We start from the raw sequence: 25798 nt of genomic DNA, 5'->3' as shown, positions 1-25798 counted from the left end.
CGCGGAAGGACCACTTGATGGCGCACGGGCACACGGACACGACTCTTCACACCCACGGGGAACGGACCACGGAGCCGCGCGAGGTGGCGCATCCGCTGGACCCGCTCACGGCGGAGGAGATCGCACGGACCCGGGCCGTTCTGGAGGACGCCGGGCTCCTGGGATCCTCCGTCCGCGTGCCGCAGCTCCTGCCGCTGGCCCCCGAACCCGCGTGGCTCGACGAGTGGCAGGAAGGCTCACCCCTGGAGCGCCGCGTCGAGATCGTCCTCCTGGATATCGCCACAGGCGAGGCCACCCGGGCCGTCGTGCTCCTCGGCGAACCGGGGTCTGACGACGTCGGGACCGTGGAGTCGGTCCGCACGATCGACACGGACACCGAAGGCCAGCCGCAGTACCTCTTCGAGGAGTACGAGCGGGTCGAACGGATCGTCAAGGACGACCCGTCCTGGCAGGCCGCCATGGATCGGCGAGGTCTCGGAGACCGCCGGGAGCTCGCCTTCTGCGCTCCGCTGGCCCCAGGCCACTTCGGCCGTGAGGACGAGAGCGGCACGCGGGTCATCCGATCCCTCACCTTCCTCCGCGACCACGAGGGCGACAGCCCCTGGGCCCATCCCGTCGAGGGACTGGTGGTCCACATCGACCTCACCCGCGAGCGCGTCATCCGTGTGGATGACGAGGGGGACGTGCCCGTCCCTGAGGCATCCGGCGACTACTCGCTCTCCGCCTGGGGGCCGGCCCGCGAGAGCCTCAAGCCGATCGAGATCACCCAGCCCGAGGGGCCGAGCTTCCGGGTGGACGGCTCGAAGGTCACGTGGGAGAACTGGTCGTTCCGGGTGGGGTTCAACGCCCGGGAGGGTCTGGTGCTCAACGGCCTGAGTTTCCGGGACGGTCAGCGGGAGCGCAGCGTCCTGCGCCGGGCCAGCGTCCCCGAGATGGTGGTGCCGTACGGTGACACGGCGATCGGGCGTTACTGGATCAGTTACTTCGACGCCGGCGAGTACCTCCTGGGGAAGAACGCCAATGCGCTCACCCTCGGCTGCGACTGTCTCGGCGTGATCCACTACTTCGATCAGTTCGTGGCGGACGACCACGGGCACCCCGTGAAGATCCCGCACGCGGTCTGCATGCACGAGGAGGACTACGGGATCCTCTGGAAGCACACGGACACCGAGGGCAACACGGAGGTCCGCCGCTCCCGCCGCCTGGTCATCTCCTACTTCTCCACCATCGGCAACTACGACTACGGCTTCTTCTGGTACCTGTACCTGGACGGGACGGTCCAGCTGGAGGCGAAGGCCACCGGGATCGTGTTCGCGGGTGCGGGTCACCCCGGCGCCGAGAACCCGCATGCCCCCGAGGTGGCCCCGGGTGTCTTCGCCCCGGTGCACCAGCACCTGTTCTGCGCCCGTCTGGAGACCGCCGTGGACACCCCGGAGAACTCGCTCTACGAGGTCGAGGTGCGTGGCGTCCCCACTGGTCCGTCCAACCCCTACGGGAATGCCTTCACCTGGGAGGAACGGCTCCTGCCCACGGAGTCGGCCGCACGCAGGAAGGCGGACCCCTCGATGGGGCGCGTCTGGGAGGTCCGGAGCGGCTCCGCCACGAACGCCGTCGGCCGTCCCACCGCATACCGGCTCCACCCGCACACGGGGCCGGTCCTCATGGCCCAGCCGGAGTCGACGGTGTTCCAGCGGGCGACCTTCGCCACGGAGCACCTGTGGGCGACGCCGCTCCACAGCGATGAGCGGTTCCCGGCGGGCGACTTCCCGAACGCCAATCCGGGCGGCGCGGGTCTCCCGGCGTGGACGGCGGCCGACCGGCCCTTGGAGGACGAACGTCTGGTCCTCTGGCACGTCTTCGGTCCCACCCACGTCCCGCGCACCGAGGACTGGCCCATCATGCCCGTGGACTACTCGGGCTTCAGCCTCAAGCCGCACGGTTTCCTGGACCGGAACCCCGCCCTCGATCTCGCGGACGGCGCCAAGAGCGCCGGCGGCGGGTGCTGCGGCGGCGAGCAAGCCTGCACCTGCCACTGACCACGGCGCGCGACGACGGCGACGGCCCGGCCGCCGTCGTCGTGATCCGTCCGCGGATCATGCGCTGCCGGACAAGCCGCGCACGCTGGGAGCCGATGACGGCCAGGTCGCCCGGTCCTAACGTGAGGGAAGCACCGTCCATCAGGAGGAGGAACCATGGAACAGTACGAGGAACTGCTGAACGCCGTCCAGGCCGGTGACGGCGGGCGGGAGATCCGCGACGTCGCCACCGGAGAGGTCATCGGCCGGGCGCCGGTGGAGGGCGTGGAGGACCTCGAGGCGGCGATCGCCCGGGCGACGGCGGCGCAGCCGGCCTGGGACGCTCTCGGCCATGAGGAGCGGAGCCGGCTGCTCCACGCCGCCGCCGACGCGGTCGAAGCCCACGGCGAGGCCCTGGCCCGCCTCCTGTCCCGTGAACAGGGCAAGCCGCTGGACGGCCCGAACGCCCGTTTCGAAGTGGGCGCCTGCTCCGCCTGGCTGCGCGCTGCGGCGGACACCGTGCTGGAACCGCAGGTTCTGGTCGACGACGAGAGCGGCCGGGCGGAGCTGCACTATCGCGCGCTCGGGCTCGTCGCGGCGATCGGACCGTGGAACTGGCCGCTCATGATCGCCGTCTGGCAGTTCGCCCCGGCGCTGCGCATGGGCAACGCGGTGATCGTCAAGCCCTCCGAGTACACGCCGCTGAGCGTCCTGGCGCTCGTGCACGTGGTGAACTCCGTGCTTCCCGCCGGCGTCCTGGAAGTGGTGAGCGGCGACCGTGAGGTCAGTGCCGCCCTCGCGGAGCACCCCGCCATCAGCAAGGTCATGTTCACGGGTTCCACGAAGACGGGCAGCTCGATCATCCGCAGCTCCGCGGACACCATCAAGCGCCTCACCCTGGAGCTGGGCGGGAACGACGCCGGGATCGTCCTGGACGATGTCAATCCAGTCGCCATCGCGGAGGACCTCTTCTGGGGCGCGTTCATCAACACCGGCCAGACCTGCGCGGCCCTCAAGCGGCTCTACGTCCACTCCTCCGTCCACGACGCGGTGGTCCGCGAGCTGGCCGCCGTCGCCGCCCGCACCCCGATGGGTCCGGGGCTGGAAGAGGGCAATCTGCTCGGTCCGGTGCAGAACGAGGCGCAGTTCCGCATTGTCCAGCGCCTGGTGGACTCTGCGAAGGCCTCCGGGGCGACGCTCGCCACCGGCGGAACTCCCCTGGGCGGGACGTTCTTCCCCATCACGATTGTCACCGACATCGCCGACGACGCCGACCTGGTCCAGGAGGAACAGTTCGGTCCGGCGCTGCCCGTGGTCCGCTTCGACGATGTGGAAGACGCCATCGCCATGGCGAACGCCGCGTCCGTGGGGCTCGGAGCCTCCGTGTGGTCTTCGGACCGCGCCCGCGCTCTGGAGCTGGCGTCACGCCTCCAGGCCGGGACAGTCTGGGTCAACAGCCACGGCGGCCTGCACCCGATGGTGCCGTTCGGCGGCGTGAAGCAGTCCGGCTACGGCCTGGAGTTCGGCGTCGAGGGGCTCAAGGCCGTCGCGGCGAGCCAGGTCATCAGGAGCTGACGCCCGACTCCGGACGTTCTTGAGCACGTGAAAGCCCCCGGAAGATTCCTTCCGGGGGCTTTCACGTGCGGCTCGCGCCGCCGGTCAGGCGAAGTCAGGCCGGGTCGGACAGAGCCGGACCGAGCCGGCTCAGACGAAGTTGAGGTTCTCCGGGTGGACCGTCATGGACACCAGGCGGCCGTGGGCGCCGAAGGTGAAGTGGGTCGGGACCTCACCGGTCTCGTCGAGACCGAAGAGCACGCCGTGTGAGCGGATGGCGGAGGCGTCCCGGTGGTCGGCGATGGTCACCGAAGCGCAGGGGATGACCTTCTCTCGCCACGCGAAGACGTAGATGCCCGGCCGTACCTGCCAGACCGAGTTCTCATCCGTGTCCGCCAGGCCCTTCTCCGGTCCGGCGAGGCACTGCCACGTGTACCACTGCTCGGAGAGGTAGATGTGCTCGTAGGCGTGTTCGGGGCTGTAGTCCCACACGACACGGCGGCCGATCAGGGCCGACGTCGGGGCGGGCGCCGCGCCGCTCACCTCGCCGCCGCCGATCACCGCAGAACCGATGTCGTGCCGCACCCGTGTGGCGCCGGCCGGACGGTCCTCGTCCAGGATGGTGCTGAGCACGCTCAGGGCACGCCCGTCGCGGAGGTCCAGCACCAGCGACACGGCCTGATCCTGACGGAAGCGGTGGTGGAACTGGACGAAGTAGAGACCGTCGTCCACCAGGAAGGCTTCGTAGGCATCCGTGCCCTGATGAGCTTCCAAGGTGTCATCCGGGCCGGGCTGGTAGTCCCAGGACACCTCGCTGTCGGTGAACGCATGGGTGACGCTGGTGCCGCGCTCATCGGTCACCACGATCACCTGCCCGGCCAGACCGGTGTCATGCGGGGCCTTGTTGGCGTCGAACCCCGGGGCGAGGCCGTCCAGGGGAAGCCAGGTCGAGGTGTCGGAGAGCGAGGCGCCCGGAATCGTGCCGTGTTCCGTCATGATGCTCCTTGAAACTGCCGTGCTGAATACAGCGTGTCCATGCCCGACGGGCTGCCGGGCCTGCCTTCAGTCTGCTCCCGCCGTCCGCGTATTCCCATGGGTGTCCGCGCCCTGCACTTGCCCAGGGGTGAAGAGCCTCACGTCCACTTGCCCGGGCGGGCAAGGCAGTAGCCGTTCCGCGCAGGCCCTGGCGCTCTCGTCGTGCGGAGAGTTCAGGATGAGATCCATGAACTCGACGACTTCGCCCTCCGCGGCACGCTCCCCCGAGGCGCTCCCGTGAACACCGGACTGGGCGGCCGGTTCGCGGTGGTGACCGGCGCGGCGAGCGGCATCGGCCGCGCGGTGTGCGCCGCGTTGCTGTCCGAGGGCTGCGCGGTGGCTGGTCTGGACCGCGACCAGGCCGCCCTGGACCGCGCCGCCCAAGAGTTCGCCGCGTTGCCACCGTCGCCGGACGGCTCGCGCCTCGCGACGTCCGACGACGGCGCGCCCGCACCCGCGGCCGCCGCCTTCGTACCGCTGTGCCTGGATCTCTGCGACGAGACCACGGTCCAGACGGCGTTCGCGTCCCTGGCGGACCGCTTCGGCTCCTTGGATCTCCTGGTCTCGTGCGCCGGGGTCTCCGGGCCGGTCGGCACACCTCTGGAGGACACGGAGCTGCGGGAGTGGCGGACGGTGCTCGACGTCAACCTCCTGGCCCCGTTCCTGGTGCTCAAGCACGCCCTGCCGCTGCTGCGCGAGGGGCGGCAGCCCGCCGTCGTGCTTCTGGCGAGTGACTCGGCCGTCGTGGCGGCGCCCGGCATGGCCCCCTACTGTGCGTCCAAGGCCGGGCTGGTCCAGCTGGGGCGAGCGGTGGCGGTCGAGTGGGCCGGGCACGGCATCCGGGTCAATTCCCTCTGCCCTTCCGTGGTGGACACGCCCATGAGCCGGACCGATCTGGAGAAACCCGGTGGCTTCGCGGACGCCGCCTTCCCGGTGCAGAGCCCCGAGCAGGTGGCGCAGCAGGTGCTGTTCCTCCTGTCGCCGCAGCTGGGTCCTGTCAACGGGACCACCCTGCTCAGCGACTTCGCGTACAGCGCCCGCAGCGCCTTCCCGGCCTGACACGGCCTTCCCCACCTGATTTTGGAGGACACCTTGCTTTGGAGGACATCATGACCACAGATCCTGAAACGAACACCGCCCCTGAGACCCCGTCACAGGTCGTCCTGATCACCGGCGGAGGCACGGGCATCGGCGCCGCGATCGCCCGCGCCTTCGCCGCTGCCGGGGACACGGTGGTCGTGGCGGGCCGCCGTGCGGAACCCTTGCTGGCGATCGCCGAGGAGATCAACGGCACGGCGCTCGTCCTGGACGCCTCCGACGCCGCATCCGCCCAGGAGGGCGTCGCCGAGATCGTCCGCCGGCACGGACGGCTGGACGTCCTGGTCGCGAACGCGGGAGGCCACGGCTTCTCCTCCGCTCTCGACACCGACGACGCCGCCTGGGACGCCGCCCTGCGCGCCAATCTGAACACGGCCTTCGTCACGGCCCGCGCCTGCCTCCCGGAACTCATCCGCAGCTCGGGCCGGATCGTGGTGATGTCCTCCCTCGCAGGGCTCTTCGCTGGCCCATCCGTCGTCGGCTACACCACTGGCAAGCACGCCTTGATCGGCCTGACACGGAGCCTCGCCCGCGACTACGGCCCCCACGGTGTCCGGGTCAACGCGATCTGCCCCGGCTGGGTGCGGACCCCCATGGCCGACGCCGAGATGGACGAATTCGCGGCACAGGCCGGCATCGCCTCCCGGGAGGACGCCTACCGGACCGTGACCCGCAACGTCCCCCTCGGCAGGCCCGCGGAACCCGAGGAGATCGCTTCAATCGCCGTGTTCCTCGGCTCACCTGCCTCCTCGTACATCACCGGCGCCGTGCTCGTGGCCGACGGCGGCGCCCACGTCGTAGACGTGCCCACGATCGCTTTCGCCGACGCCGGTCTCTGACCAGCCGCCCCCCATCCCCTCGCATTCGCTTCACCGTCAAGGAGATACAGCGTGGAAAAACTCCCAGCTTCAGCGAGCCCGGCGTCAACCGGCTCGGCCTCCGGCCTCAAACGCGGCACGCTCGGCACCCCCGGCGTCGTGTTCCTGGTGCTCGCCGCCGTCGCTCCGCTCACCGGCACGGTGGTGGTTGCCTCACTCGCGATCGCCCTCGGCAACGGCGGAGGCACGCCCTTCGCGTTCCTCGTGATCGCCGCCCTCTTCCTGATCTTCGCGGTCGGCTACGCCCAGATGTCCCGCGTGCTGGTCAACGCCGGAGGCTTCTACGCGTTCGTCCTCAAGGGCCTCGGCCGGACCGGCGGTCTCGTGGCGGGACTCATCGCGACGCTGGGCTACAACTTCTTCGTGGTCGGCACCATTGGGACCAGCGGCTTCTTCATGCAGACGATCATCGCCCAACTGACCGGCCTCGACGTGCACTGGTACGTGTGGGGTCTGCTGTCCATCGTGGCGTCCTTCCTGCTGGCCCGCCGCGGCATCGACATCAGCTCCGCGGTGCTCGGCATCGCCCTGGTGCTGGAGACCCTGGTGCTCGTGGTGTTCGACATCTCGGTCCTGGTCCGCACCGGCTTCAGCGTGGAGGCCTTCTCCCCGGACGCGATCTTCTCCGGATCGCTGCCTATCGGGCTCCTGCTCGCGGCGACGGCGTTCCTCGGCTTCGAAGCAACCAGCCTCTTCGGTGAGGAGGCCAAGAACCCCTCCCGCACGGTGCCCCGTGCCACCTACATCGCCGTGAGCATCATCGGCGTGGTCTTCGCGCTGACCAGCTGGGCCGTGGTGAGCGCCACGGGCGTCGCGCAGGCACAGAGCGCCTCACAGGAACACCTCGAATCCGGCGATCTGCTCTTCAGCCTGGCCGGCCAGTACCTCGGGGATCCGCTCGTGAAGATCATGATGGTCCTCCTGCTCGTGAGCCTCTTCGCGGCGATGCTGGCCTTCCACAACTCGGCGGCCCGCTATCTCTACGCCCTGGGCCGCGCCCGGGTGTTCCCCTACGCCCTGGCCCGCACCAACGCGGGAGGGTCCCCGGTGGTGGCGTGCGTCGTGCAGGCAGTGTTCGCCGTCGTCGTGGCAGGGGCGTTCGCCCTGGCCGGCCTCGACCCGATCACCTCGCTCGTGCCGAGCATGATCGGCTTCGGCACGCTGTGCATCATGGTGCTCCAGGTGCTCGCGGCCCTCGCGATCATCGTCCACTTCCGGCGGCAGCGGGACCCGCGGATCGGCCGGACCTTCGTGGCGCCGCTCATCGCCATGCTGGGCCTGGGGACGATCGTGGTCCTGGCGATCATCAACTTCGACATCGTGGCCGGCTCAGACGCCCTGGCCGTGCGGCTCCTGCCGCTCCTGCTGGTGGCGGCCGTCGTCGGCGGGCTGATCCTCGGACCGTACCTCCGGCGCAAGCGGCCTCAGGTGTACGCGGCGCTGGCCGAGGACATGGACAAGGCCGGTCTCGACGACGCGGAGGAACCCGAGCCGCTCCCCTCACCCACCGCCTGACCACGCACCTGCGCGACACGTACCCGCGCGAGGGAACAGCTGATGCCCGGATACACGCCGTATCCGGGCATCAGCTGTTCTCTCGCGGAGGACGGGACGTGCGCGTCGTCAGCTCTGGTTGCTGAAGGCGGCGTCGAAGGACTGGGAGCTGGGCTCCAAGTCGAAGCGCTTCAGGGCCGCCAGGGCCTCCGGCGCACCCTGCAGCCGGTCCATCCCGGCGTCCTCCCACTCGACCGAGATGGGGCCGTCGTAGCCGATGGCCGTAAGCGCGCGGAAGGAATCCTCCCACGGCACATCCCCGCGGCCCGCCGAGACGAAGTCCCAGCCCCGGTGCGGATCGCCCCAGGCCAAGTGGGAGGACAGGATGCCCGCCCGGCCGTTGCCCATCCGCATCCGGGTGTCCTTGCAGTCCACGTGGTAGATCCGGTCCGCGAAATCGGTGATGAAGGAGACCGGGTCGATGCCCTGCCACATCATGTGGGACGGGTCCCAGTTCAGCCCGAACGCCTCGCGGTGCCCGATCGCCTCGAGCGCCCGCTGCGTGGACCAGTAGTCGTAGGCGATCTCGCTCGGGTGGACCTCATGGGCGAAGCGCACGCCACACTCGTCGAACACGTCGAGGATGGGGTTCCAGCGGTCCGCGAAGTCCTGGTAGCCGGCGTCGATGACCTCGGCCGGGACCGGCGGGAACATCGCCACGTACTGCCAGATCTTCGACCCCGTGAACCCGACCACGGTCTTCACGCCGAGCTTCTTCGCGAGCCGCGCGGTGTTCTTCAGCTCCTCGGCCGCGCGCTGCCGCACGCCCTCCGGGTCGCCGTCGCCCCACACCGCGCTGCCGACGATCGCCTGATGCCGGAAGTCGATCGGGTCGTCGCACACGGCCTGGCCCTTGAGGTGGTTCGAGATGGCCCACAGCTTCAGGCCGTGCTTCTTGAGGATCCCGAGCCGCTCGGCGATGTAGTCGTCATCGTCCCAGCGCGCCGCGTCGAGATGCTCACCGGAGACGGCGATCTCCAGTCCGTCATAGCCCCAGCCGGCGGCCAGCCCGGCCACCTCGTCCAGGGTCAGGTCGGCCCACTGGCCGGTGAAGAGGGTGAAAGGTCGTGCCATGGCTCAGGCCTCCTGGGTGGCTGGGGATGCGGGATGAAGATCGACGACGGCGCCACGCGCCTCCGCGGACCGGGCGGCTGCGTCCAGCACGGACTGCACCTGGAGCCCGTCCGCGAACGACGGGGACGGTGTGCCGCCGTCCCGGATCGCGACGAGGAAATCACGCACCTGGTGCGTGAAGGTGTGCTCCCAGCCGATCACGTGACCCTGGGGCCACCACGCCGAGACGTAGGGGTGTTGCGGCTCCGTGACGAGGATCGTCCGGAAGCCTTGTTCCTCCACGGGGTCGGCGCCGTCCAGGAACTGCAGTTCGTTGGGACGTTCCAGGTCGAACGCCAGGGCGCCCGCGCTGCCGTAGACCTCGATCCGCAGCGCGTTCTTCCGGCCGAACGCCATGCGGGAGGCTTCCACCGAGGCGACCGCGCCGCCGTCGAGCGCCAGGGTCAGCCAGGCCGCGTCGTCCACCGTGACGTCCTCCAACCCGTCCGGGCCGCGGCGCCGGGGCACGAACGTCTCCAGGCGGGCGGACACGCCGGTCACGGCGTGGCCGGTGAGGAACTGGACCTGGTCGATCGCGTGGCTGGCGATGTCGCCGAGGGCGCCGCTGCCGGCCGTTTCGCGACGGAGCCGCCAGGACATGGGCGCTTGCTCGTCGGCGAGCCAGTCCTGAAGGTAGGAGGCCCGCACCTGGCGGATCTCCCCCAGGCGGCCGTCCCCGATCAGGCGCCGGGCGTAGGCGAGGGCCGGGACGCGGCGGTAGTTGAAGCCGATCATCGACTTCACCCCGCGACGAGCGCCACGCGCAGCAGCCTCGACCATGGCCTGCGACTCCTCGAGGGTGTTGGAGAGTGGCTTCTCGACCAGGACGTGCTTGCCGGCCTCCAGCGCGGCGATGGCGATCTCCGCGTGGGTCCAGCCGGGTGTGCAGATGTCCACGACGTCGATGTCCGGCCGCGCGATCACCTCGCGCCAGTCCGTGGCCGACTCCTGCCAGCCGAACCTCTCGGCGGCCTCCGCCACCTGGGCGCCGTCCCGGCCCACCAAAACTTTGCGTTCGAACGCGGGCACGTCGAAGAACGAGGCCACATTCCGCCACGCTTGCGAATGCGCCTTCCCCATGAAGGCGTAGCCGATGGCCGCGACGCCCAGGGGCCGGGTCTCCCCGCTCATGCCGTCCCCTCCAAGGTGGCCGCGAGCGGATCCCAGTCCTCGGGCAGCGGCGCGGACGGCTCCGCGGAGCTGTCCACCGTGAGGAATTCCCCGCGTTCCACGGAATCGGAGATGGCGATCATCGTGTCCAGCACGTGGAAGGCCAGCTCGCCCGTGGCCCGATGCGGCGCCCCGGCGCGGATCGAACGGGCGAGATCCAGCACGCCCATGCCACGGCCTTGCGCCGCCCCGCTCGCCGGGATGCCGGTCCAGTCGTCCTCGCCGGGGCGGATCAGCTGAAGCTCGCCGTCGAAGTTGTTGGGGTCCGGGATCAGCAGTGTGGCCTCGGTTCCCGTGACCTCGACGTAGCCCGTCCGGACGTGAGGCGACTGGAAGCTGAAGACGCTGTGCGAGGAGGCGCCGCCCTCGAACTCGATCTGCGCGCTGACGTGGGTCGGGACCTCGACGTCGAAGGTCTCACCGGCCAGTGGACCGGTCGCCACCGTGCGCCGCGTCAGCGCCGCCGACCCCATCGCGGCGACCCTGCGGGCGCTGCCGAAGGTCTGGACGAGGGCCGTCACGTAGTACGGACCCATGTCGAACAGGGGCCCGGCGCCCCGCTGGAAGAGGAACGCCGGGTTCGGGTGCCAGCGGTCCGGCCCGGGGTACTGCATGACGGTCTGTGCGGTGAGCGGCGTGCCGATGTCGCCGCGTTCGATCACGCGGCGCGCCGTCTGGAGCCCGGCTCCTAGGAAGGTGTCCGGCGCGCAGCCGACCCGCACCCCCGCGGCGGCAGCCGCCTCCAGCACCTCCCGGCCGCTCTCCCGGTCCAGGGCGAGCGGCTTCTCGCTCCACACGTGCTTCCCTGCGCGGATCGCCTGCAGCGCGACGTCGGCGTGCACGGCCGGGATGGTGAGGTTGACGACGATCTCGACGTCCGGGTGCTCCAGCGCCAGCTCGGGCGTGCCGTGCTCCACGATCCCGTATTCCTCGGCGCGAGCCTTGGCCGCCTCCGGGTAGAGATCCGTGATGGCGACGACCCGGATGTCCGGGAAGACGGTGAGATTGTCCAGGTACTGCTTGCTGATGTTCCCGGCGCCAATGAGCGCGACGCCGACGGGGCCGCGGCTCATGCGCCGGCCTCGGCGCGGGCGTCGCTCTCCGGACGGCCGGCGTCGAGGTAGGCCAGGGAGGCGGCGAGGCCCTCGAAGATGTCTCCGGCGTAGTCATCGAACTCCACGACGCCCACTTCCAGACCCGGGGCGGCGTCGATGACATCCCAGATGTTCACCTCGCCTTGACCGGCCGGGAGCTGTGAGGCGGTGATCCCGGCCATCTGCTCGGGGTCGAAGCCGTCGCTGGGAAGCACGGTGATGGGACCGTCTTTGAGGTGCACGGCGACCACGCGGTCACCGAGCCGACGGAGGAACGCGGCGGGATCCTGGCCGCCAGCAGCCACCCAGTAGGCGTCCGCCTCAAGGACGACTTCGGGGTCGAGGAGGCCCGCGAAGAACTCGAGGGCCGTGGCGCCCTCCAGGGTGGACCCGATCTCCCAGTAGTGATTGTGATAGCCGACACGGATGCCGTACTCGGCGCCCTTCTTGGCAGCGGCGTTCAGGCGCTCGGCGATGTCCCGCACGCTCCCGGCGTCCTGCCACTGCGCCGGTTCGACGAAGGGGTCGATGACGGTGCCGATGCCGAGTTCACGTGCCGCCGTGAAGATCTCGTCCTGGTCCGCGGACAGCAGCGAGGCGTGGCCGGTGGGCGCCGTGAGCCCGTTCTCCCGCAGGGCCGGTCCGAGCTGATCGGCCAGCGCGGCGAAGCCGTACGGCTCCACCTGGGTGAACCCGAGCTCGGCGAGACGCCGGAGCGTCCCCGGAAGGTCCTGGCTGAGCGCGTCGCGGACGCTGTAGAGCTGCACGGAGTAGGACATGAGTGGGGCACCCCTTCTGACTGCTGATGGACATCCTGTGACATGGGTCATCCTCGGCCCAGGCTACGCCCCACGCTAGGGGCCACTTATGACGGAAGTCAAGCAAAAGTGCCTGGCGTTTTCTGAAAAGTCGCTCCCGACGCGCCCTCCTTGTGCTAAGTCTTATGCATGACCAGTAGCTCCCCCGCCGCGCCCGGCGCCGTCGACCCCACCGCACCGAGCGGACCCGGCCAGCTCTTCCAGCTGCTCCGGGACGGCAAGGCCCGCACGCGCGCCGAGATCATGGGGCTCACGGGGCTGGCTCGGACCACCGTGGTCGCCCGCCTGGACGCGCTGCTCGGGGCGGGCCTGATCGAAGCCGCCGGCGAGGCGGCATCCTCGGGCGGCAGGCCGCCGTCGCGCTTCGCCTTCCGCGCCTCGCGCCGGATCGTGCTGGCCGCGGACATCGGCGGCGCCCACGCGACGGTCGCCGTCGCGGATCTGGGCGGAGCCATCCTCGCGCGCCACTCGGAGCCGCGGGACATCGCCGACGGCCCGGAATCCACCCTCGCATGGATCGCCGCCACCGGGCGGGAACTTCTGGCAGATCTCGGACGGGACGAGCGGGAACTCGCCGGAATCGGCGTCGGCCTGCCCGGGCCCGTGGAGCACGAGACCGGGCGTCCCGTGAACCCGCCGATCATGCCCGGCTGGGACGGTTTCGACGTGCCCGCGCGCCTGGCGCAGGAGTGGCAAGTGCCGGTCCTGGTGGACAACGATGTCAACATCATGGCCCTCGGCGAACAGCACACGCACTGGAGCGAACACCGGGAGTTCCTCTTCGTGAAGCTGGCCACGGGCGTCGGCTCGGGCATCATCGCCGGAGGCCGGCTCCAGCGCGGCGCAGACGGCACGAGCGGCGACATCGGCCACGTCCGGGTGCCCGACGGCGAGGACGTCCCCTGCCGCTGCGGCAACACCGGGTGCCTGGAAGCGGTGGCGTCCGGACCTGCGCTGGCGGCGAAACTCCGCCTCCAGGGCCTCGACGCCGACCGGGGCTCCGACGTCGTCGCCCTCGCGGCCCGCGGCGAAGTGGCCGCCATCCACGCCCTGCGACAGGCGGGACGGGACCTCGGCGAAGTCCTCGCGTTCTGCGTCAACGTCCTGAACCCGTCCGTGATCGTGGTGGGCGGAACGCTCGCGCAGGCCGGGGATCCGCTCATGGCCGGCGCGCGGGAGGCCGTGTACCGGCGGTCCCAGCCGCTCGCCACACGGCATCTGAGGATCGAGCCGTCCCGCGCGGGGTCCGACGCCGGCATCCTCGGCGCGAGCCGCCTCGTGATCGAACACCTCCTGTCCCCCGAGTCCATCGAGGCGGCGATCGCCCACGCCTGAGCGCCACGGGCCTGCGCAAGCGCCGATGTGCAAGCTCCGATGTGCAAGCGCTGACGCAAAACCCTTGACGCGCCGGGCGGCGCGTGAAAATCTGCTCTTGGCTTCTTGTGCGTTACTTATGACTTTTATTGTGCAAAAGTCCTCTCAAAAGCTCCGAGAACCATCCCCTCTCCACCACCCGAAAGGAACCACCTGTGACTCAGGAACCCACCCGGCCGGACGCTGAGCAGCTGAGGGTCGGCGTCGTCGGCATCGGCTGGGCCGGCCAGCAGCACTTGGAGGCGTACTCCCGGATCCCCGGCGTCCGTGTGGTGGCCCTGGCCGCCATGGAGGCCGAACCCCTCGCGAAGCTCCAGGCGGAGTACGACGTCCCCGCGACCTACGCCCGCTGGGAAGACATGCTCGACGCCGGTGGTCTCGACGCCATCAGCGTCGCCGTGCCGACCTTCCTGCACGCGCCCATCACGGTGGCGGCCCTGGAACGCGGCCTCCATGTGTTGAGCGAGAAGCCGCTGGCCAAGGACGCAGTGGAAGGCCAGGCGATGGTCGACGCCGCACGTCGCGCCGGTCGCGTCCTGGACGTGGCGTTCAACCACCGCCGCCGGGGCGACATCGGCGCCCTGAAGACGGTCATCGACTCCGGCGAGATCGGCCGCCCGTACTACGCCAAGGCGGCGTGGCTCCGCCGCAAGGGCATCCCGACCCTCGGCAGCTGGTTCACCAACCCGGCGCTGGCCGGCGGTGGTCCGCTGGTGGACATCGGGGTGCACGTCCTCGACTACTCGCTGCATCTGCTCGGCGAGCCGAAGGTGCTCTCCGTCAGCGCCACCACGCACTCCGAACTGGGACACCGCGGTCTGGGCGGCAGCGGCAGTTACAAGGCGACCTCCACCGAACACCGCTTCGAAGTCGAGGACTTCTCCTCGGCGTTCCTGCGTCTGGAGGGCGGCGGCGCGCTGCTGATCGAGGCCGGCTGGGCCAGTTACCGCAACCCCGACGACGAGATCAACTTCCTCGTCTACGGCACCGACGGCGGCGCCGAGCTCCGGGTGGCCGGCGAGCCGATGCCGGAAGCCGGGCACCTGACCGTCTACAAGGACACCGGCGAAGCGAGCGCCGACTACGCCCCGGTGATCGGCCCCAACGGGATGCACCAGCAAGTGGTGGAGGACTTCGTCTCCGCGGTCCGCTCCGGCCCCGAGGAGTGGGCCCGGCACGACGGCTCGGTCGCCCTGGGCCGTGCCCGGATCATCGATGCCGCTTACCGTTCCGCCCGCGAGAACCGGGAGGTTCAGCTCTGATGTCCCGTCCCCTGCGCATCCTGGTGTGGAACGAAGGCGTCCACGAATCACTCAACGAACCCGCCCACATCGGCGAGATCTACCCCGACGGCATGCACGGCGCGATCGCCGACGGACTCCGGGAACTGCTGCCCGGCGCCGAGGTCTCCACGGCCACCCTGGCCTCCACGCCGGACCACGGCCTGACCGAGGAGGTCCTCGCGGCCACCGACGTCCTCCTGTGGTGGGGCCACATGGCGCACGCCGAGGTGGATGACGCCGTGGTGGAGCGCGTGCAGCGGCACGTCCTGGGCGGCATGGGTCTGCTCGTGCTGCATTCGGGGCACTTCTCCAAGATCTTCATCAAGCTCCTGGGCACCAGCTGCTCCCTCGCGTGGCGCAACGACGGCGAGCGGGAACTGGTGTGGAATGTGAAGCCGTCCCACCCGATCTCCGAGGGGGTAGCGAACCCGATCATCATCCCTGAGCAGGAGATGTACGGCGAGCTGTTCGACATCCCGGATCCGGACGATCTGATCTTCATCAGCTCCTTCGCCGGGGGCGAGGTGTTCCGCTCCGGCGTCACCTTCACCCGCGGCAAGGGCCGGATCTTCTACTTCAGCCCGGGCGATCAGGAGTACCCGGTGTACCACCACCCCGAGGTCCGCAAAGTCCTGGCCAATGGCGTGCGGTGGGCGGCGCGGCCCGGTCTGGACCGGCGCGAGCCCGGCGTCCAGAACCTCCAGAGCGGCTGGTACGAGGCGATCCCCGCGGTCTGACCACGACTGGGCCGCGCAACACGAAGGGCCGGTCACCGAGAGGTGGCCGGCCCTTCGCCGTCGTCGTTGCCGGAAGTCACGGGACGATTCCGCCGGGGAGGCGCCGTGCTCTAAAGAGAGCGCTCCGTCAGGAGACGAGCACCCAGAGCAGGCTCGCCATGCCGAAGCCGACCACCGAGAGCACGGTCTCCAGCACGGTCCAGGTCTTCAGCGTGTCCTTGACGGACATGTTGAAGTACTTGGAGATGATCCAGAACCCGCCGTCGTTGACGTGGCTCGCGATGATGGAGCCGGACGAGATGGCCATGACCAGAAGGGCCAGCTGCGGCTGCGAGTACTGTCCGGAGGTCAGCGCCGGGGCGAGGATGCCGCCCGTGGTCACGATCGCCACGGTCGCGGAGCCCTGGGCGATGCGCATGCCACAGGCGATCACGTAGGCCGAGACGATGAGCGGCAGACCCGCCTCGGACAGCGAGGTGGCGACGGCCTTGCCCACACCGGTGGCGGCGAGCACCGCACCGAAGAACGCGCCCGAACCGACGACCAGCAGGATCATGCCCACCGGACGCAGCGAGGAGGAGCTGAGCTCGGACAGGTCCTTGGACGTCATCCCGTTGCGGATGCCCAGGAGCCACATGGCCAGCAGCACGGCGACCGTGAGTGCGATGGCCGGGTTGCCGAAGAAGATCAGCACGTCCCGGAAGCCTCCCGCGGGAAGGAACACGTTGCCGAAGGTCGCTCCCAGGATCAGGACCATGGGCAGGCCGATGGTCAGCGCGACGACGCCGATGTGCGGCTCGCGCCCCTTCGCCTCCTCGGATTCGGGGACGATCCGGTCCTCGGGGACATCGACCATGACGCGCTTGCCGATCCAGGTGCCCCAGAGCATGCCGGAGACGAACCAGGCGGGGATGCCGCAGGCGAGGCCCATGATGATGATCCAGCCGAGCTCCACGTGGAAGAGGCCGGCCGCGGCCACGGGGCCAGGGTGAGGAGGCAGGAACGCGTGGGTCACGGACAGACCGGCCAGGAGCGGCAGTGCGTACAGGACCAGGGACTTGCCGCCCCGGACCGCGGCCACGTAGACCAACGGGGCCAGGACGAAGATGCCGATGTCGAAGAAGACCGGGATGCCGAGCACGAAGCCCGTGATGCCCATGGCGAGCGGGGTGCCCTTCTCGCCGAACACCTTCACGAGGCGGCCGAGCAGCACTTCCGCGCCGCCGGAGCGTTCCAGGATGGCGCCCAGGACCGTGCCCAGGCCGATGATCAGGGTGATGTGGCCGAGGATTCCCGCGAAGCCCTTTTCAATGAGGGCGTCGCTGCTCTTGATGGGCGATCCCACCAGCTGCTCGACCGTCACGCCGCCCACCAGGGCCACGAGCACGCCGGTGCCGACGAGGGCGATGAAGGGTTCGACCTTCACCTTGATGATGAGGAAAAGCAGGAGGGCGATGCCCACGCCTGCCAGCAGGAGCAAGCCTGCTGTGTCGTGGCGCAGCCACGACAGGAATCCATCCATGTTCTCTCCTTTGAGCTGTTCGCCGCCGGGGGCCGGGGCGCGGATGATCTATTGGGGGGTGAGGGTTGGGGGGAACGTCAGTGCCCGGGGTTTCAGAGCCCGGTGCCTCAGAGGGCCTGGACGAAGGCCTTGGCGCGCGCGGTGATGTCGTCCCAGTCCCCGGCGTCGACGGCGGCCGGCGGCACCACGGAGGTGCCACAGCAGACGGCCAGCGCGCCGGCGTCGAGGTAGCCACGAGCGTTTCCGGCGTCCACGCCGCCGGACGGCAAGAGCTTGATCCCCGGGAATGGTCCCTGAAGGTCCTTCAGGTACTGCGGTCCGAGCTGGCGGGCCGGGAAGATCTTCACGATCTCCGATCCGAGGTCCAAGGCCGCGGCGACCTCGGTGGGGGTCATGGCGCCCAGGCTGATGGGCACTCCGGCCTCCCGCGCGACGGCGGCCACGTCCGGGCGCAGGCCCGGAGTGACGAGGAACTGAGCGCCGGCGTCGATGGCCTCGCGCGCCTGCGCGGCGGTCATCACGGTGCCCACGCCGACGACGGCGCCATGGTCACCTGCCGTCTCGGCGGCTCGGCGGAGGTGCCGGGTCACGTCGGGGGTGGTGAAGGTGAGTTCCAGGGTGCGGATGCCGCCCTTGGCCAGGGCCTCCGCGAGGCGCGCGGCGTCCGGGATGGCCTTGGCACGGACCACGGCCAGGGTGCGGTCCTCCGCGAGAATCCGTTCGAGCTCCGAGTTGTTCATCGCTGTGCTGCTGTTCCTTCCGGGGTTCGGTGGAGCGCGCGGCCCGCGCGGGCTCCGGTGGGCCGGCCGCCGGCGATGGCCGCCGTGCCGTTGACGAAGACGTAGTGGATGCCCTCGGCGGCCTGTCGCGGCTGCTCGAAGGTGGCGGTGTCCCGGACGGTCTCCGGGTCGAAGAGCACCAGATCCGCCGCATAGCCTTCGCGGACCAGACCCCGGCGGTCCAGCTTGAGGCGCGCCGCGGGCCGGCCGGTCAGATGGTGCACGGTCTCCTCGAGGCTGAGCAGCCCGAGCTCCCGGCAGTAGTGGCCGAGGTAGCGCGGGAACGTGCCCCAGGCCCGGGGGTGCGGCTTGCCGCCCACCAGGAGTCCGTCGCTGCCGCCCGTGTGGGTGCGGTGCACCATGATGGCGCGGACGTTCTCCTCATGACCGACGTGCTGGAGGATGCCTGTGCCGCAGCGGTCCTCGAGCAGGATCCCGGCGAAGACGTCGAACGGCTCTCGCCCTTCCTCCTGTGCGATCTGTTCGATGGTGCGGCCCACGTAGCCGGCCAGCGCCTGGTTCTGCACGCCACTGATCTCCAGGGTGTCCCATTCGGCGACGACGCCGTGGCAGCCGTCGGATCCGTAGATCTCCACGTTCTCGCGGATCCTCGCGCGGGTCTCCGGATCGCGCAACCGGTCCAGCGTCGCGTCCGTCCCGCCTGCCGAAGCCCAGCTCGGAAGGATCGCGGACAGCGTCGTGGCGCCGGGAAGGTACGGGTACGTGTCCAGGGTGATGTCCACACCGTCGTCCAGCGCCTCATCGATCAAGGCGAGGAGTTCGCCCGCCCTGCCCTTGTTCTCGGCGAAGTTCATGGTGGCGTGGGAGAGGTGCAGCGCACAGCCGGTGTCCCGGCTGAGGCCGATCATCTCGGCATACGCGTCGAGCGCGCCCCTGCCGTACGAGCGGTGGTGCGGGGCGTAGAAACCACCCAGCTCCCCCACCGTGCGGCACAGCGCGCCGAGTTCCTCGGTGGTCGCGTACATGCCGGGCGTGTACGTCAGACCGGAGGACATCCCGACGGCGCCCTCCTCCATCGCGGTCCGGACCACCTCTCGCATGCGTTCGACGTCGTCAGGGGTCGCCTCGCCCTCGTCGAAGCCCATGACGAGCGCCCGGACGGTGCCCTGGGGCACGAGGTACGCGGCGTTCGTGGCGATCCGGCCGCCGTCGGCGTCCGGACGGTCCAGCCGGTCCAGGTACTCCCGCACGGACCGCCAGTTCCAGTCGAAGTCCTCCGGATTGTCGTTCCATCCGGCGATCTTCTGGCGGACCCCGGCGAGCGTGGGGTCATCCACCGGGGCGTAGGACAGGCCGTCCTGACCCAGGAGTTCCGTGGTGACACCCTGGCTGAGCTTGGCGTAGTGGTCCGGGGTGACCAGGAGCTGGAGGTCCGAGTGGGCGTGCATGTCGATGAACCCGGGGCTCAGGACCAGCCCGTCGCCCTCGATGATCTCGCAGCCGGACTCCACGTGCTCCCGGAGCTCGCCGGGACCGGCGATGCAGGCGATCACCTCGCCGAGGAGCAGGACGTCGGCGGCCCGCCGCGGCTCGCCGGTGCCATCCACGAGGGTCACATTCGTGAAGAGGATCTGGGTGCCGCTGTTCTGGGGAGCGCTGATCTGGGAAGACATCGTCGCTCCTAGAAGAAGGTCCGCACGGCGCCCACCACGGTGGGCGCGTCGGTGTCCCGGGTGGAATCGAGCACGGGGATCACCGTCCACTTGTCCAGAGCCGTGCACGGGTGGGAGAGGCCGAGACGGATCACGTGTCCGGGTTTGAGGTCCACGGTTTCGGGGAACCGCAGGAAAGCGTGCTGGTCGTTGACCGCCGTGATCTCGGCGCCGTCCAGGGGCACGCCCGGCTCGCCGAGGCCGGGGCTCAGGAACTGCGGGACGGGCAGGCCCTCGTCGAAGGGCAGATCGCGCTTGCCGCCTTCGAGGATGGCCAGCCCCGGCTCGGGCTGGGACACCACGCGCACCCAGGCGTGCATGGCCGAACGGAACGATGCCGGGCCGTCCGGATCCTGCCGGGAGAACGGCGAGATGCCGTGGTAGAAGCCGTCGTCGTGGACGATGTACGCGCCGCTGCGGATCACGACGTCCACGCGGGGCGTGCCGTCGCCACCGCTCGTCCGGACCGGCCCGAGCACGTCCACGACATCGTCGAAGTAGGCGCTGCCGCCCGCGGTGACCAGCAGCTCGTCCGCGTCGTAAAGCCCTTCGGCGAGCAGCGCTTCGTGCAGTGCGACGACGTCGGCGAGGTAGCCGCGCACGGCGGCCAGGCCGGCGTCGTCGGCCGTGTGGGCGAGGGCGCCTTCGTAGCCGCCCACGCCGACCAGCCGGAGCCTCGGCGACGCGTGCACCGCGCGGGCGATGGCCAGCGCTTCCTCGTGGCTGCGGGCTCCCGTCCGTCCGCCGTGACCGCCGCGTTCGACGATGACGTCCAGGGTTCCGTGCCCCGCCGGGCCGTCCCCGGCCAGTTCGCGGTCGAGCAGGGCGACGGTGTCCGGCGAGTCCACCCAGGAGACGATCCGGGCGCCGTCGGCGGCCTGCTCCGCGGCCCAGCGGATCGCCTGCGGGTCGGTGAGGCTGTTGGCCAGCATGAGGCGCGTGAATCCGAAGTGGCGGGCCACCCGGAGCTGTGCCGCATTGGCGAGCGTGATGCCCCAGGCGCCGAGATCCATCTGCTGCGCCCACAGCTCGGGCGACATGGTGGTCTTGCCGTGCGGTGCGAGCAGGACGCCGCGCTCCTCGCACCAGTCGGCGAGCAACCGGGCGTTGAAGTCGAGGGCATCGCGGTCGAGGGTGAGCAGCGGGGTCTGAAGCCGGTCGAGCCCACGGCCTCCGAAGTCCGCGAGCCGGAGACCCTGCAGGGCCGACGGCACGGCCTTATGCCGGAAGTCGAGGATCTCCTCCCCCACGCTCCTGACCCGGGCCGGGTCGTACATGGTCTGGCTCACTGGTGCACCTCGTCATCGTGGTCGCTCTCCTGGCGCTCACTGCGTGAGAACCGGGGAGATCATGCGTTGCGTAATTTGCAATCGGTATTGCAAAATGTCTGCCTTCATGTTTAGCATTGAGCCGGGGCCGCGTCAACGGATGCGGCCGGAATCGTGTGAGCAGACCGTCGCAAAGGAGCCGAGATGCCACGAGCCATCTGCCTGGGAGAGACCATGGCGATGCTGACCCCGGGCGGCAACGGGAATCTGGAGACCGCGGACACGCTGCACCTCGGAGTGGGCGGAGCGGAGTCGAATGTGGCGCTGGGCCTCGCGGCGATGGGGCTGGACACGGCCTGGATCAGCCGGGTCGGCGACGACGGCTTCGGACGGCGCATCCTGCGCGAACTCGAGCGGCACCGAGTGCGGACCGACGGCGTCCAGCTCGATCCCGAACGCCGCACGGGCCTCTACGTCAAGGTTCCCGGCGACGCCGGCACCGGCTCGGCGATGCTCTACTACCGCAGTGGCTCCGCGGCCTCGGCGATGGATCCGGGCCTGCTGGAGGATCCCGCCGTCGCGGCCCTGCTGGACGACGCCGACCTCATCCACCTGAGCGGCATCACCGCCGCCCTCGGAGACTCGTGCCGCGATCTGCTCCTGGCTCTGCTCTCCCGGCCCCGCGACCGGCAGCTGATCAGCTTCGACGTCAACTGGCGGCCCGCGCTGTGGGAAGGCCGGGATTCCACGGTCCTCCGCCGGCTCGCCAATCTGGCGGACATCGTCCTCATGGGCAAGGATGAGGCGCTTCTCGCCTTCGGCACCCAGGATGAGCGCGAGCTCCGCGCCCTGCTGCCCGATCCGGGCGTGCTCGTCCTCAAGAACGAGGCGATCAGCGCCATCGCCCTGGGGCACGACGGCGAACGCTGGGAAGTGCCCGCGCTTCACGTCGAGGTGGTGGAGCCGGTGGGCGCCGGGGACTCCTTCGCCGCCGGCTACCTGAGCGGCGTCGTGTCCGGCCTGGAACAGCCGCTGAGCCTGCGCCGCGGTCACGTCGCCGCGGCCTGCACCCTCACGGTCCACGGTGACCGGGGGCCGCTCCCGGACGACGAGGATCTCGACCGCATCCTCCGCTGCCCCGAGCGCGAGTGGGACGCCATCACCGTGGCTCACGGCCGCTTCCTAGTGGGACAGTCATGAGCCAGAGTCTGCTGCGCGCCCTCGACCTGCTCTCAGCCCTGGCGGCAGGCCCCGCCACCCTCGACGAACTGGCGTCCACGGCCGAAGTTCACAAGACCACCGTGATGCGTCTGCTGCACAGCCTGGAGGACCGGAGGTTCGTGGTCCGGGACGCCCAGCAGCGGTACCGTCTCGGCTCGAAGCTGTTCGAACTCTCCAGCCTCGCCCTGGAGCAGAGGGACATCCGCAGTTCCGCCCATCCGCACCTGGCGCGGCTCAACGAGGCCACCGGACACACCGTGCATCTCGCCGCCCCGGAAGGCCGGGACATCGTCTACATCGACAAGCTGGAGTCCCGCCATCCAGTGCGCATGTACTCGCGGATCGGTCTCACCGCCGCGTTGCACGCCGCCGCAGTGTCCAAGGTGATCTTCGCGGACCTGCCCCTCGAGCAGCGGAAGGCCCTGGCCGACAGCCTGGAGTACACCCGCTACACGGACAACACCATCACGGGCCCGGCCGCCTTCCTGCGCGAGCTGGACGTGGTGGCCGGCCAGGGCTGGGCGCTCGACGGCGAAGAGTTCGAGGAGTTCGTGCACTGCGTCGCCGCGCCCATCCGAGATGCCGGCGGCCGGGTGGTCGCGGCCGTCTCCTGCTCCGTCCCGACCGTGATGCTCGACCGCGAAGGCCTTCTGGGCCTGCTGCCCGCGCTCCGGGAATGCACGGATGCGGTGTCGGCCGAGCTCGGCTACACGAAGCGGTGACAGCTCCGCGGCCGGCCTGACCGTTCTCAATCAGCACCTCCCTCAGTAAGCACCGAACCTGAATCAGCACCGAAAGGAATCACCATGAGCTCCAAGGAAATCGTCTTCACGGAGAACGCCCCGGCCCCAGCCCACACCTTCTCCCAGGGGGTGAAGAAGGGCGGCCTGTTCCAGGTCTCCGGCCAGGGCCCGATGGATCCCGAGACCAACCAGTACATCGGCGACGGCGACGTCCGCGTCCAGACCCGTCGCACCCTGGAGAACGTCAAGGCCATCCTCGAGGCCGGCGGCTCCTCCGTGGAGGACGTCGTGATGTTCCGCGTGTACCTGACCACCCGCGACGACTTCTCCGCCATGAACGAGGTCTACGGCGAGTTCATCCAGGAGAACGTCCCGAGCGGTCAGCTCCCCAGCCGCACCACGGTGTTCGTGGACCTGCCCCACGAGGTCATGCTCGTCGAGATCGACGCCCTCGCCGTCACCGCCTGAGCACGGCGAACGCCGTCCGGAGCCTGATCCCTCAGGCGAACCACCGGGCAGCATGAAGGCCCGGAGCGGACAGCCGCTCCGGGCCTTCGGCGTCCCCCGAAGCGCGCTTCAAGCTCAGCCCTCGGTGGCCCGGCGTTGCAGCAGCGCGCGCGTGCGGAACGGCATCGTCTCTTCGAGCGACACCGCCGTGCTCGACCGGACCACTCCCGGCACCGCGACCATCGCCTGCGTGACCCGGTTCAGATCCGAGGTGTCCCGCGCCACCACCTTGACCAGGAAGTCGGCATCGCCGGTCGTCTTGTGGATCTCCACCACCTCGGGGATCTCCTGGACACTCCGCACCGCCGTCGCGCTGTCCGCCTGAGCGATCGCCAGCGAGACGAACGCGACCAGCCCATAGCCAAGAGCGGACGGCGGCACCCGCTGGGTGAAGCCGAGCAGCAGTCCCTGACGGTTCATCCGCTGCAGCCTGGCGTGCACGGTGTTCCGCGAAACCCCCACCAGTTGAGCGAGCCGCAGCACGGAAGCACCGGGTTCCTCGTCCAGGGCGAGCAGAATGCGGGCGTCAAGCGCGTCCAGGCCATGAGGGTCATTCATCGGTGAATCACGCTTCCTCTTGTCAGAAATACAGGATTTCCGGGAGATGTCTTGGCACTCATCCCAATGAAAGTGAACGAGCTTGCGCGGATATCCCAGTCTTCCGAGAATTCTCTCATGACCATCATGCAGGCCCGTCGTTCCCAAGACGTCCCCTCGACTCATCCGGACTCCCCCGTCGCCGCCTCCGGCACGGCTGCCTCCGTCACCCCGGAGACCTCCCGGCACGGGCTCGCGGAAGACCTGCTCGGGCTCATCACGGGAACGTTCATCGCCTCCCTCGGCCTGTACCTCCTGCACAGCAGCGGGACGGTGACCGGCGGGACGGCGGGGCTGTCCCTCCTGCTTAGTTACGCCGTCGGGGCCCCGTTCGGCGTGGTCTTCCTCATCGTGAACGCCCCGTTCTTCGCCCTGGCGGCGTGGAAGAAGGGATGGAACTTCACCCTCCGCACCATCGTGTGCGCCCTCGCCGTCTCCGCGCTGACGTCCCTGCACCCCCTGGCCCTCGGCGAGATCCACTTGAACCCCGGCTACGGTGCACTGGCCGGCAATCTCCTCTCCGGCGTCGGGCTGCTCATCCTGTTCCGGCACAAGGCGAGCCTCGGCGGATTCAATATCCTGGCGCTGCTCATCCAGGAACGCATCGGCTGGCGTGCCGGCTACGTGCTCATGGTGGCCGATGTCCTCGTGATCCTCGGAGCGCTGGCGGTCGTCCCCTGGAACCTCGTCCTGCTGTCGGCGGCCGGGGCGATCGTCCTGAACATCATCCTGGCGTTCAACCACCGCCCGGGACGTTACACGGGGATCTGAGTCACGCGGCCGTCTGCCGCACCCGGCGCGCCAGGGCCGCGACAGCCCAGACCACCAGGAAGGACGCGACCAGGAGCAGGCCGGCGTCGCCCAGATCGATCGAGGCCAGGAACCCGGTGACCGGATCCTCCAGGCCCAGGAGCTCCCGGAAGAGCGCCCCGAGCGTGATGGTGGCGACGAACAGTGCCGAGACGGCGGACATCCCGGTCACCACCAGGTTGAAGCGGAGCCGCTGCAAGGGCTGGGCGAGCGCGTTGCGGTAGAGCGTCATCATCGCGGCGCCGTTGGCCGTGTCGAAGAGGGTCATCGCGGCCGAGAACGCGAACGGCATGGCCAGCAGCGCGACGGCGGGCACCCCGGCCAGGACGGCCGACGCGGAGGTCACGAGCAGGCCGACCGTCGTGGCGGTGTCGAAGCCGAGACCGAACAGGAACCCCACCGCATACAGGTGGCGCGGCGCCTGCACGGACTTCAGCGGCGCGGCCACCAGTCGCGCCGCCAGGCCGCGGGGTTCGAGATCCCGCGTGCTGACCGGCCGGCCCTCCCTCAGCATCCGGGCCGTCCGGGCCGTGCCGAAGAAAGCGCCCGAATTGAAGAGCCCGAGGGCCAGGAGGAAGAATCCGGACACTGCCGCCCCGGTGCAGGACAGCACGACGTTCGCGGTGCTGCCGTCGGCGAAGAGCTGCTGCATGGATCCCACCCCCAGCACGACGAGCGCGCAGGCCAGCACCACCACGGTGCAATGCCCCAGGCTGAACGCCAGGCCGACGCCGGTGTGATACCTGCCCTGCGCGGCGAACCGGCGGCTGGAATTGTCGATGGCCGCGATGTGGTCCCAGTCGTAGGAGTGCTTCACGCCGGCCAGGTAGGCCACCGCGCATAGTCCGAGGGCGGCGCCGGACTGAGGCCCGGCGGCGGCGAGGAGGAACGCCCCGGCCAGGAGGTGCAGGACGAGGACCACGGCTGCGGCCCGGAGGGTCTTGTGTCGCATCTC

At 69.9% G+C, this 25798-nt stretch carries 23 protein-coding genes; 12 read left to right on the top strand and 11 right to left on the bottom strand.

The window, feature by feature from the left end; all coding sequences use genetic code 11:
* Nucleotides 1–17 precede the first annotated feature (17 nt).
* Both AB6732_RS05695 and AB6732_RS05690 read left to right on the top strand, forming a co-directional pair.
* Nucleotides 18–2036, top strand: a complete 2019-nt coding sequence (locus tag AB6732_RS05695) for a primary-amine oxidase (protein ID WP_370959059.1) — start codon at nucleotides 18–20, stop codon at nucleotides 2034–2036.
* 156 nt (nucleotides 2037–2192) lie between these two features.
* The gene (locus AB6732_RS05690) at nucleotides 2193–3590 is read left to right on the top strand and encodes an aldehyde dehydrogenase family protein (RefSeq protein ID WP_370959058.1); all 1398 of its coding nucleotides are present in this window, start codon (nucleotides 2193–2195) and stop codon (nucleotides 3588–3590) included.
* Between the two features lie 129 nt (nucleotides 3591–3719).
* Here AB6732_RS05690 and AB6732_RS05685 read toward each other — a convergent pair whose 3' ends face one another.
* Nucleotides 3720–4565, bottom strand: a complete 846-nt coding sequence (locus tag AB6732_RS05685) for a molybdenum cofactor biosynthesis F family protein (protein WP_370959057.1) — start codon at nucleotides 4563–4565, stop codon at nucleotides 3720–3722.
* A gap of 201 nt (nucleotides 4566–4766) precedes the next feature.
* On the opposite strand from AB6732_RS05685, the gene AB6732_RS05680 reads away from it, so the two are divergent.
* From AB6732_RS05680 to AB6732_RS05670, 3 genes are read left to right on the top strand one after another with little or no spacing between them, the layout of a single operon-like run.
* A complete protein-coding gene (locus tag AB6732_RS05680) occupies nucleotides 4767–5663 on the top strand; it encodes an SDR family NAD(P)-dependent oxidoreductase (protein ID WP_370959055.1) in 897 nt (298 codons plus the stop codon).
* A gap of 50 nt (nucleotides 5664–5713) precedes the next feature.
* Nucleotides 5714–6541 carry an SDR family NAD(P)-dependent oxidoreductase gene (locus tag AB6732_RS05675; protein WP_370959053.1) on the top strand — a complete coding sequence of 276 codons (828 nt, stop codon included), beginning with the start codon at nucleotides 5714–5716 and terminating at the stop codon, nucleotides 6539–6541.
* A 51-nt stretch (nucleotides 6542–6592) separates the two neighbouring features.
* Nucleotides 6593–8095, top strand: a complete 1503-nt coding sequence (locus AB6732_RS05670) for an APC family permease (RefSeq protein ID WP_370959051.1) — start codon at nucleotides 6593–6595, stop codon at nucleotides 8093–8095.
* Nucleotides 8096–8203: 108 nt separating this feature from the next.
* Here AB6732_RS05670 and AB6732_RS05665 read toward each other — a convergent pair whose 3' ends face one another.
* The 4 genes from AB6732_RS05665 to AB6732_RS05650 are packed head-to-tail and all read right to left on the bottom strand — an operon-like array spanning nucleotide 8204 to nucleotide 12290.
* Nucleotides 8204–9208 carry a sugar phosphate isomerase/epimerase family protein gene (locus AB6732_RS05665; RefSeq protein WP_370959049.1) on the bottom strand — a complete coding sequence of 335 codons (1005 nt, stop codon included), beginning with the start codon at nucleotides 9206–9208 and terminating at the stop codon, nucleotides 8204–8206.
* A 3-nt stretch (nucleotides 9209–9211) separates the two neighbouring features.
* Entirely contained in the window at nucleotides 9212–10378 is a 1167-nt protein-coding gene (locus AB6732_RS05660) for a Gfo/Idh/MocA family protein (RefSeq protein WP_370959047.1), read from the bottom strand.
* Complete coding sequence (locus tag AB6732_RS05655) at nucleotides 10375–11490, bottom strand: Gfo/Idh/MocA family protein (RefSeq protein WP_370959045.1); 1116 nt, start codon at nucleotides 11488–11490, stop codon at nucleotides 10375–10377. The genes AB6732_RS05660 and AB6732_RS05655 overlap by 4 nt, the downstream gene beginning before the upstream one ends.
* Complete coding sequence (locus tag AB6732_RS05650; RefSeq protein WP_370959043.1) at nucleotides 11487–12290, bottom strand: sugar phosphate isomerase/epimerase family protein; 804 nt, start codon at nucleotides 12288–12290, stop codon at nucleotides 11487–11489. Before AB6732_RS05650 ends, AB6732_RS05655 begins: the two co-directional genes overlap by 4 nt.
* A 168-nt stretch (nucleotides 12291–12458) precedes the next feature.
* On the opposite strand from AB6732_RS05650, the gene AB6732_RS05645 reads away from it, so the two are divergent.
* The 3 genes from AB6732_RS05645 (at nucleotide 12459) to AB6732_RS05635 (ending at nucleotide 15723) form a co-directional block, all read left to right on the top strand.
* Entirely contained in the window at nucleotides 12459–13664 is a 1206-nt protein-coding gene (locus tag AB6732_RS05645) for an ROK family protein (RefSeq protein WP_370959041.1), read from the top strand.
* Between the two features lie 194 nt (nucleotides 13665–13858).
* Nucleotides 13859–14965 carry a Gfo/Idh/MocA family protein gene (locus AB6732_RS05640; RefSeq protein WP_370959039.1) on the top strand — a complete coding sequence of 369 codons (1107 nt, stop codon included), beginning with the start codon at nucleotides 13859–13861 and terminating at the stop codon, nucleotides 14963–14965.
* The gene (locus AB6732_RS05635; protein ID WP_370959037.1) at nucleotides 14965–15723 is read left to right on the top strand and encodes a ThuA domain-containing protein; all 759 of its coding nucleotides are present in this window, start codon (nucleotides 14965–14967) and stop codon (nucleotides 15721–15723) included. The genes AB6732_RS05640 and AB6732_RS05635 overlap by 1 nt, the downstream gene beginning before the upstream one ends.
* Nucleotides 15724–15850: 127 nt before the next feature.
* Here the strand turns inward: AB6732_RS05635 and AB6732_RS05630 are convergent, their stop codons facing one another.
* From AB6732_RS05630 to AB6732_RS05615, 4 genes are all read right to left on the bottom strand, one after another.
* On the bottom strand, nucleotides 15851–17245 hold the full coding sequence (locus AB6732_RS05630; RefSeq protein WP_370959035.1) for a GntP family permease: 1395 nt from the start codon (nucleotides 17243–17245) through the stop codon (nucleotides 15851–15853).
* A gap of 107 nt (nucleotides 17246–17352) precedes the next feature.
* Nucleotides 17353–17985 (bottom strand): bifunctional 4-hydroxy-2-oxoglutarate aldolase/2-dehydro-3-deoxy-phosphogluconate aldolase, encoded by a 633-nt coding sequence (locus AB6732_RS05625; protein WP_066212153.1) that lies wholly within the window; start codon nucleotides 17983–17985, stop codon nucleotides 17353–17355.
* Nucleotides 17982–19658 carry an amidohydrolase family protein gene (locus AB6732_RS05620; protein WP_370959033.1) on the bottom strand — a complete coding sequence of 559 codons (1677 nt, stop codon included), beginning with the start codon at nucleotides 19656–19658 and terminating at the stop codon, nucleotides 17982–17984. The genes AB6732_RS05625 and AB6732_RS05620 overlap by 4 nt, the downstream gene beginning before the upstream one ends.
* 8 nt (nucleotides 19659–19666) lie before the next feature.
* On the bottom strand, nucleotides 19667–20986 hold the full coding sequence (locus tag AB6732_RS05615; RefSeq protein ID WP_370959032.1) for an alanine racemase: 1320 nt from the start codon (nucleotides 20984–20986) through the stop codon (nucleotides 19667–19669).
* A 183-nt stretch (nucleotides 20987–21169) separates the two neighbouring features.
* On the opposite strand from AB6732_RS05615, the gene AB6732_RS05610 reads away from it, so the two are divergent.
* The 3 genes from AB6732_RS05610 (at nucleotide 21170) to AB6732_RS05600 (ending at nucleotide 23397) form a co-directional block, all read left to right on the top strand.
* Complete coding sequence (locus AB6732_RS05610) at nucleotides 21170–22165, top strand: sugar kinase (protein WP_370959031.1); 996 nt, start codon at nucleotides 21170–21172, stop codon at nucleotides 22163–22165.
* Complete coding sequence (locus AB6732_RS05605; RefSeq protein ID WP_370959029.1) at nucleotides 22162–22908, top strand: IclR family transcriptional regulator; 747 nt, start codon at nucleotides 22162–22164, stop codon at nucleotides 22906–22908. Before AB6732_RS05610 ends, AB6732_RS05605 begins: the two co-directional genes overlap by 4 nt.
* A gap of 84 nt (nucleotides 22909–22992) precedes the next feature.
* Nucleotides 22993–23397, top strand: a complete 405-nt coding sequence (locus tag AB6732_RS05600; protein WP_066212148.1) for a RidA family protein — start codon at nucleotides 22993–22995, stop codon at nucleotides 23395–23397.
* A gap of 114 nt (nucleotides 23398–23511) precedes the next feature.
* Here AB6732_RS05600 and AB6732_RS05595 read toward each other — a convergent pair whose 3' ends face one another.
* A complete protein-coding gene (locus AB6732_RS05595; protein ID WP_370959026.1) occupies nucleotides 23512–23994 on the bottom strand; it encodes an Lrp/AsnC family transcriptional regulator in 483 nt (160 codons plus the stop codon).
* A 126-nt stretch (nucleotides 23995–24120) separates the two neighbouring features.
* Between AB6732_RS05595 and AB6732_RS05590 the strand changes: the two genes are divergently transcribed.
* Nucleotides 24121–24804 carry a YitT family protein gene (locus tag AB6732_RS05590; protein WP_370959603.1) on the top strand — a complete coding sequence of 228 codons (684 nt, stop codon included), beginning with the start codon at nucleotides 24121–24123 and terminating at the stop codon, nucleotides 24802–24804.
* A gap of 1 nt (nucleotide 24805) precedes the next feature.
* Here the strand turns inward: AB6732_RS05590 and AB6732_RS05585 are convergent, their stop codons facing one another.
* Nucleotides 24806–25795, bottom strand: coding sequence for a HoxN/HupN/NixA family nickel/cobalt transporter (locus AB6732_RS05585; RefSeq protein WP_370959024.1), 990 nt, complete (start codon nucleotides 25793–25795; stop codon nucleotides 24806–24808).
* Nucleotides 25796–25798 lie beyond the last annotated feature (3 nt).

Origin of the sequence: Arthrobacter sp. RCC_34 (genome assembly GCF_041360795.1) — a bacterium.
Classification (GTDB): Bacteria; Actinomycetota; Actinomycetes; order Actinomycetales; family Micrococcaceae; genus Arthrobacter_E.
This window is presented reverse-complemented; position numbering and strand designations above follow the sequence as displayed.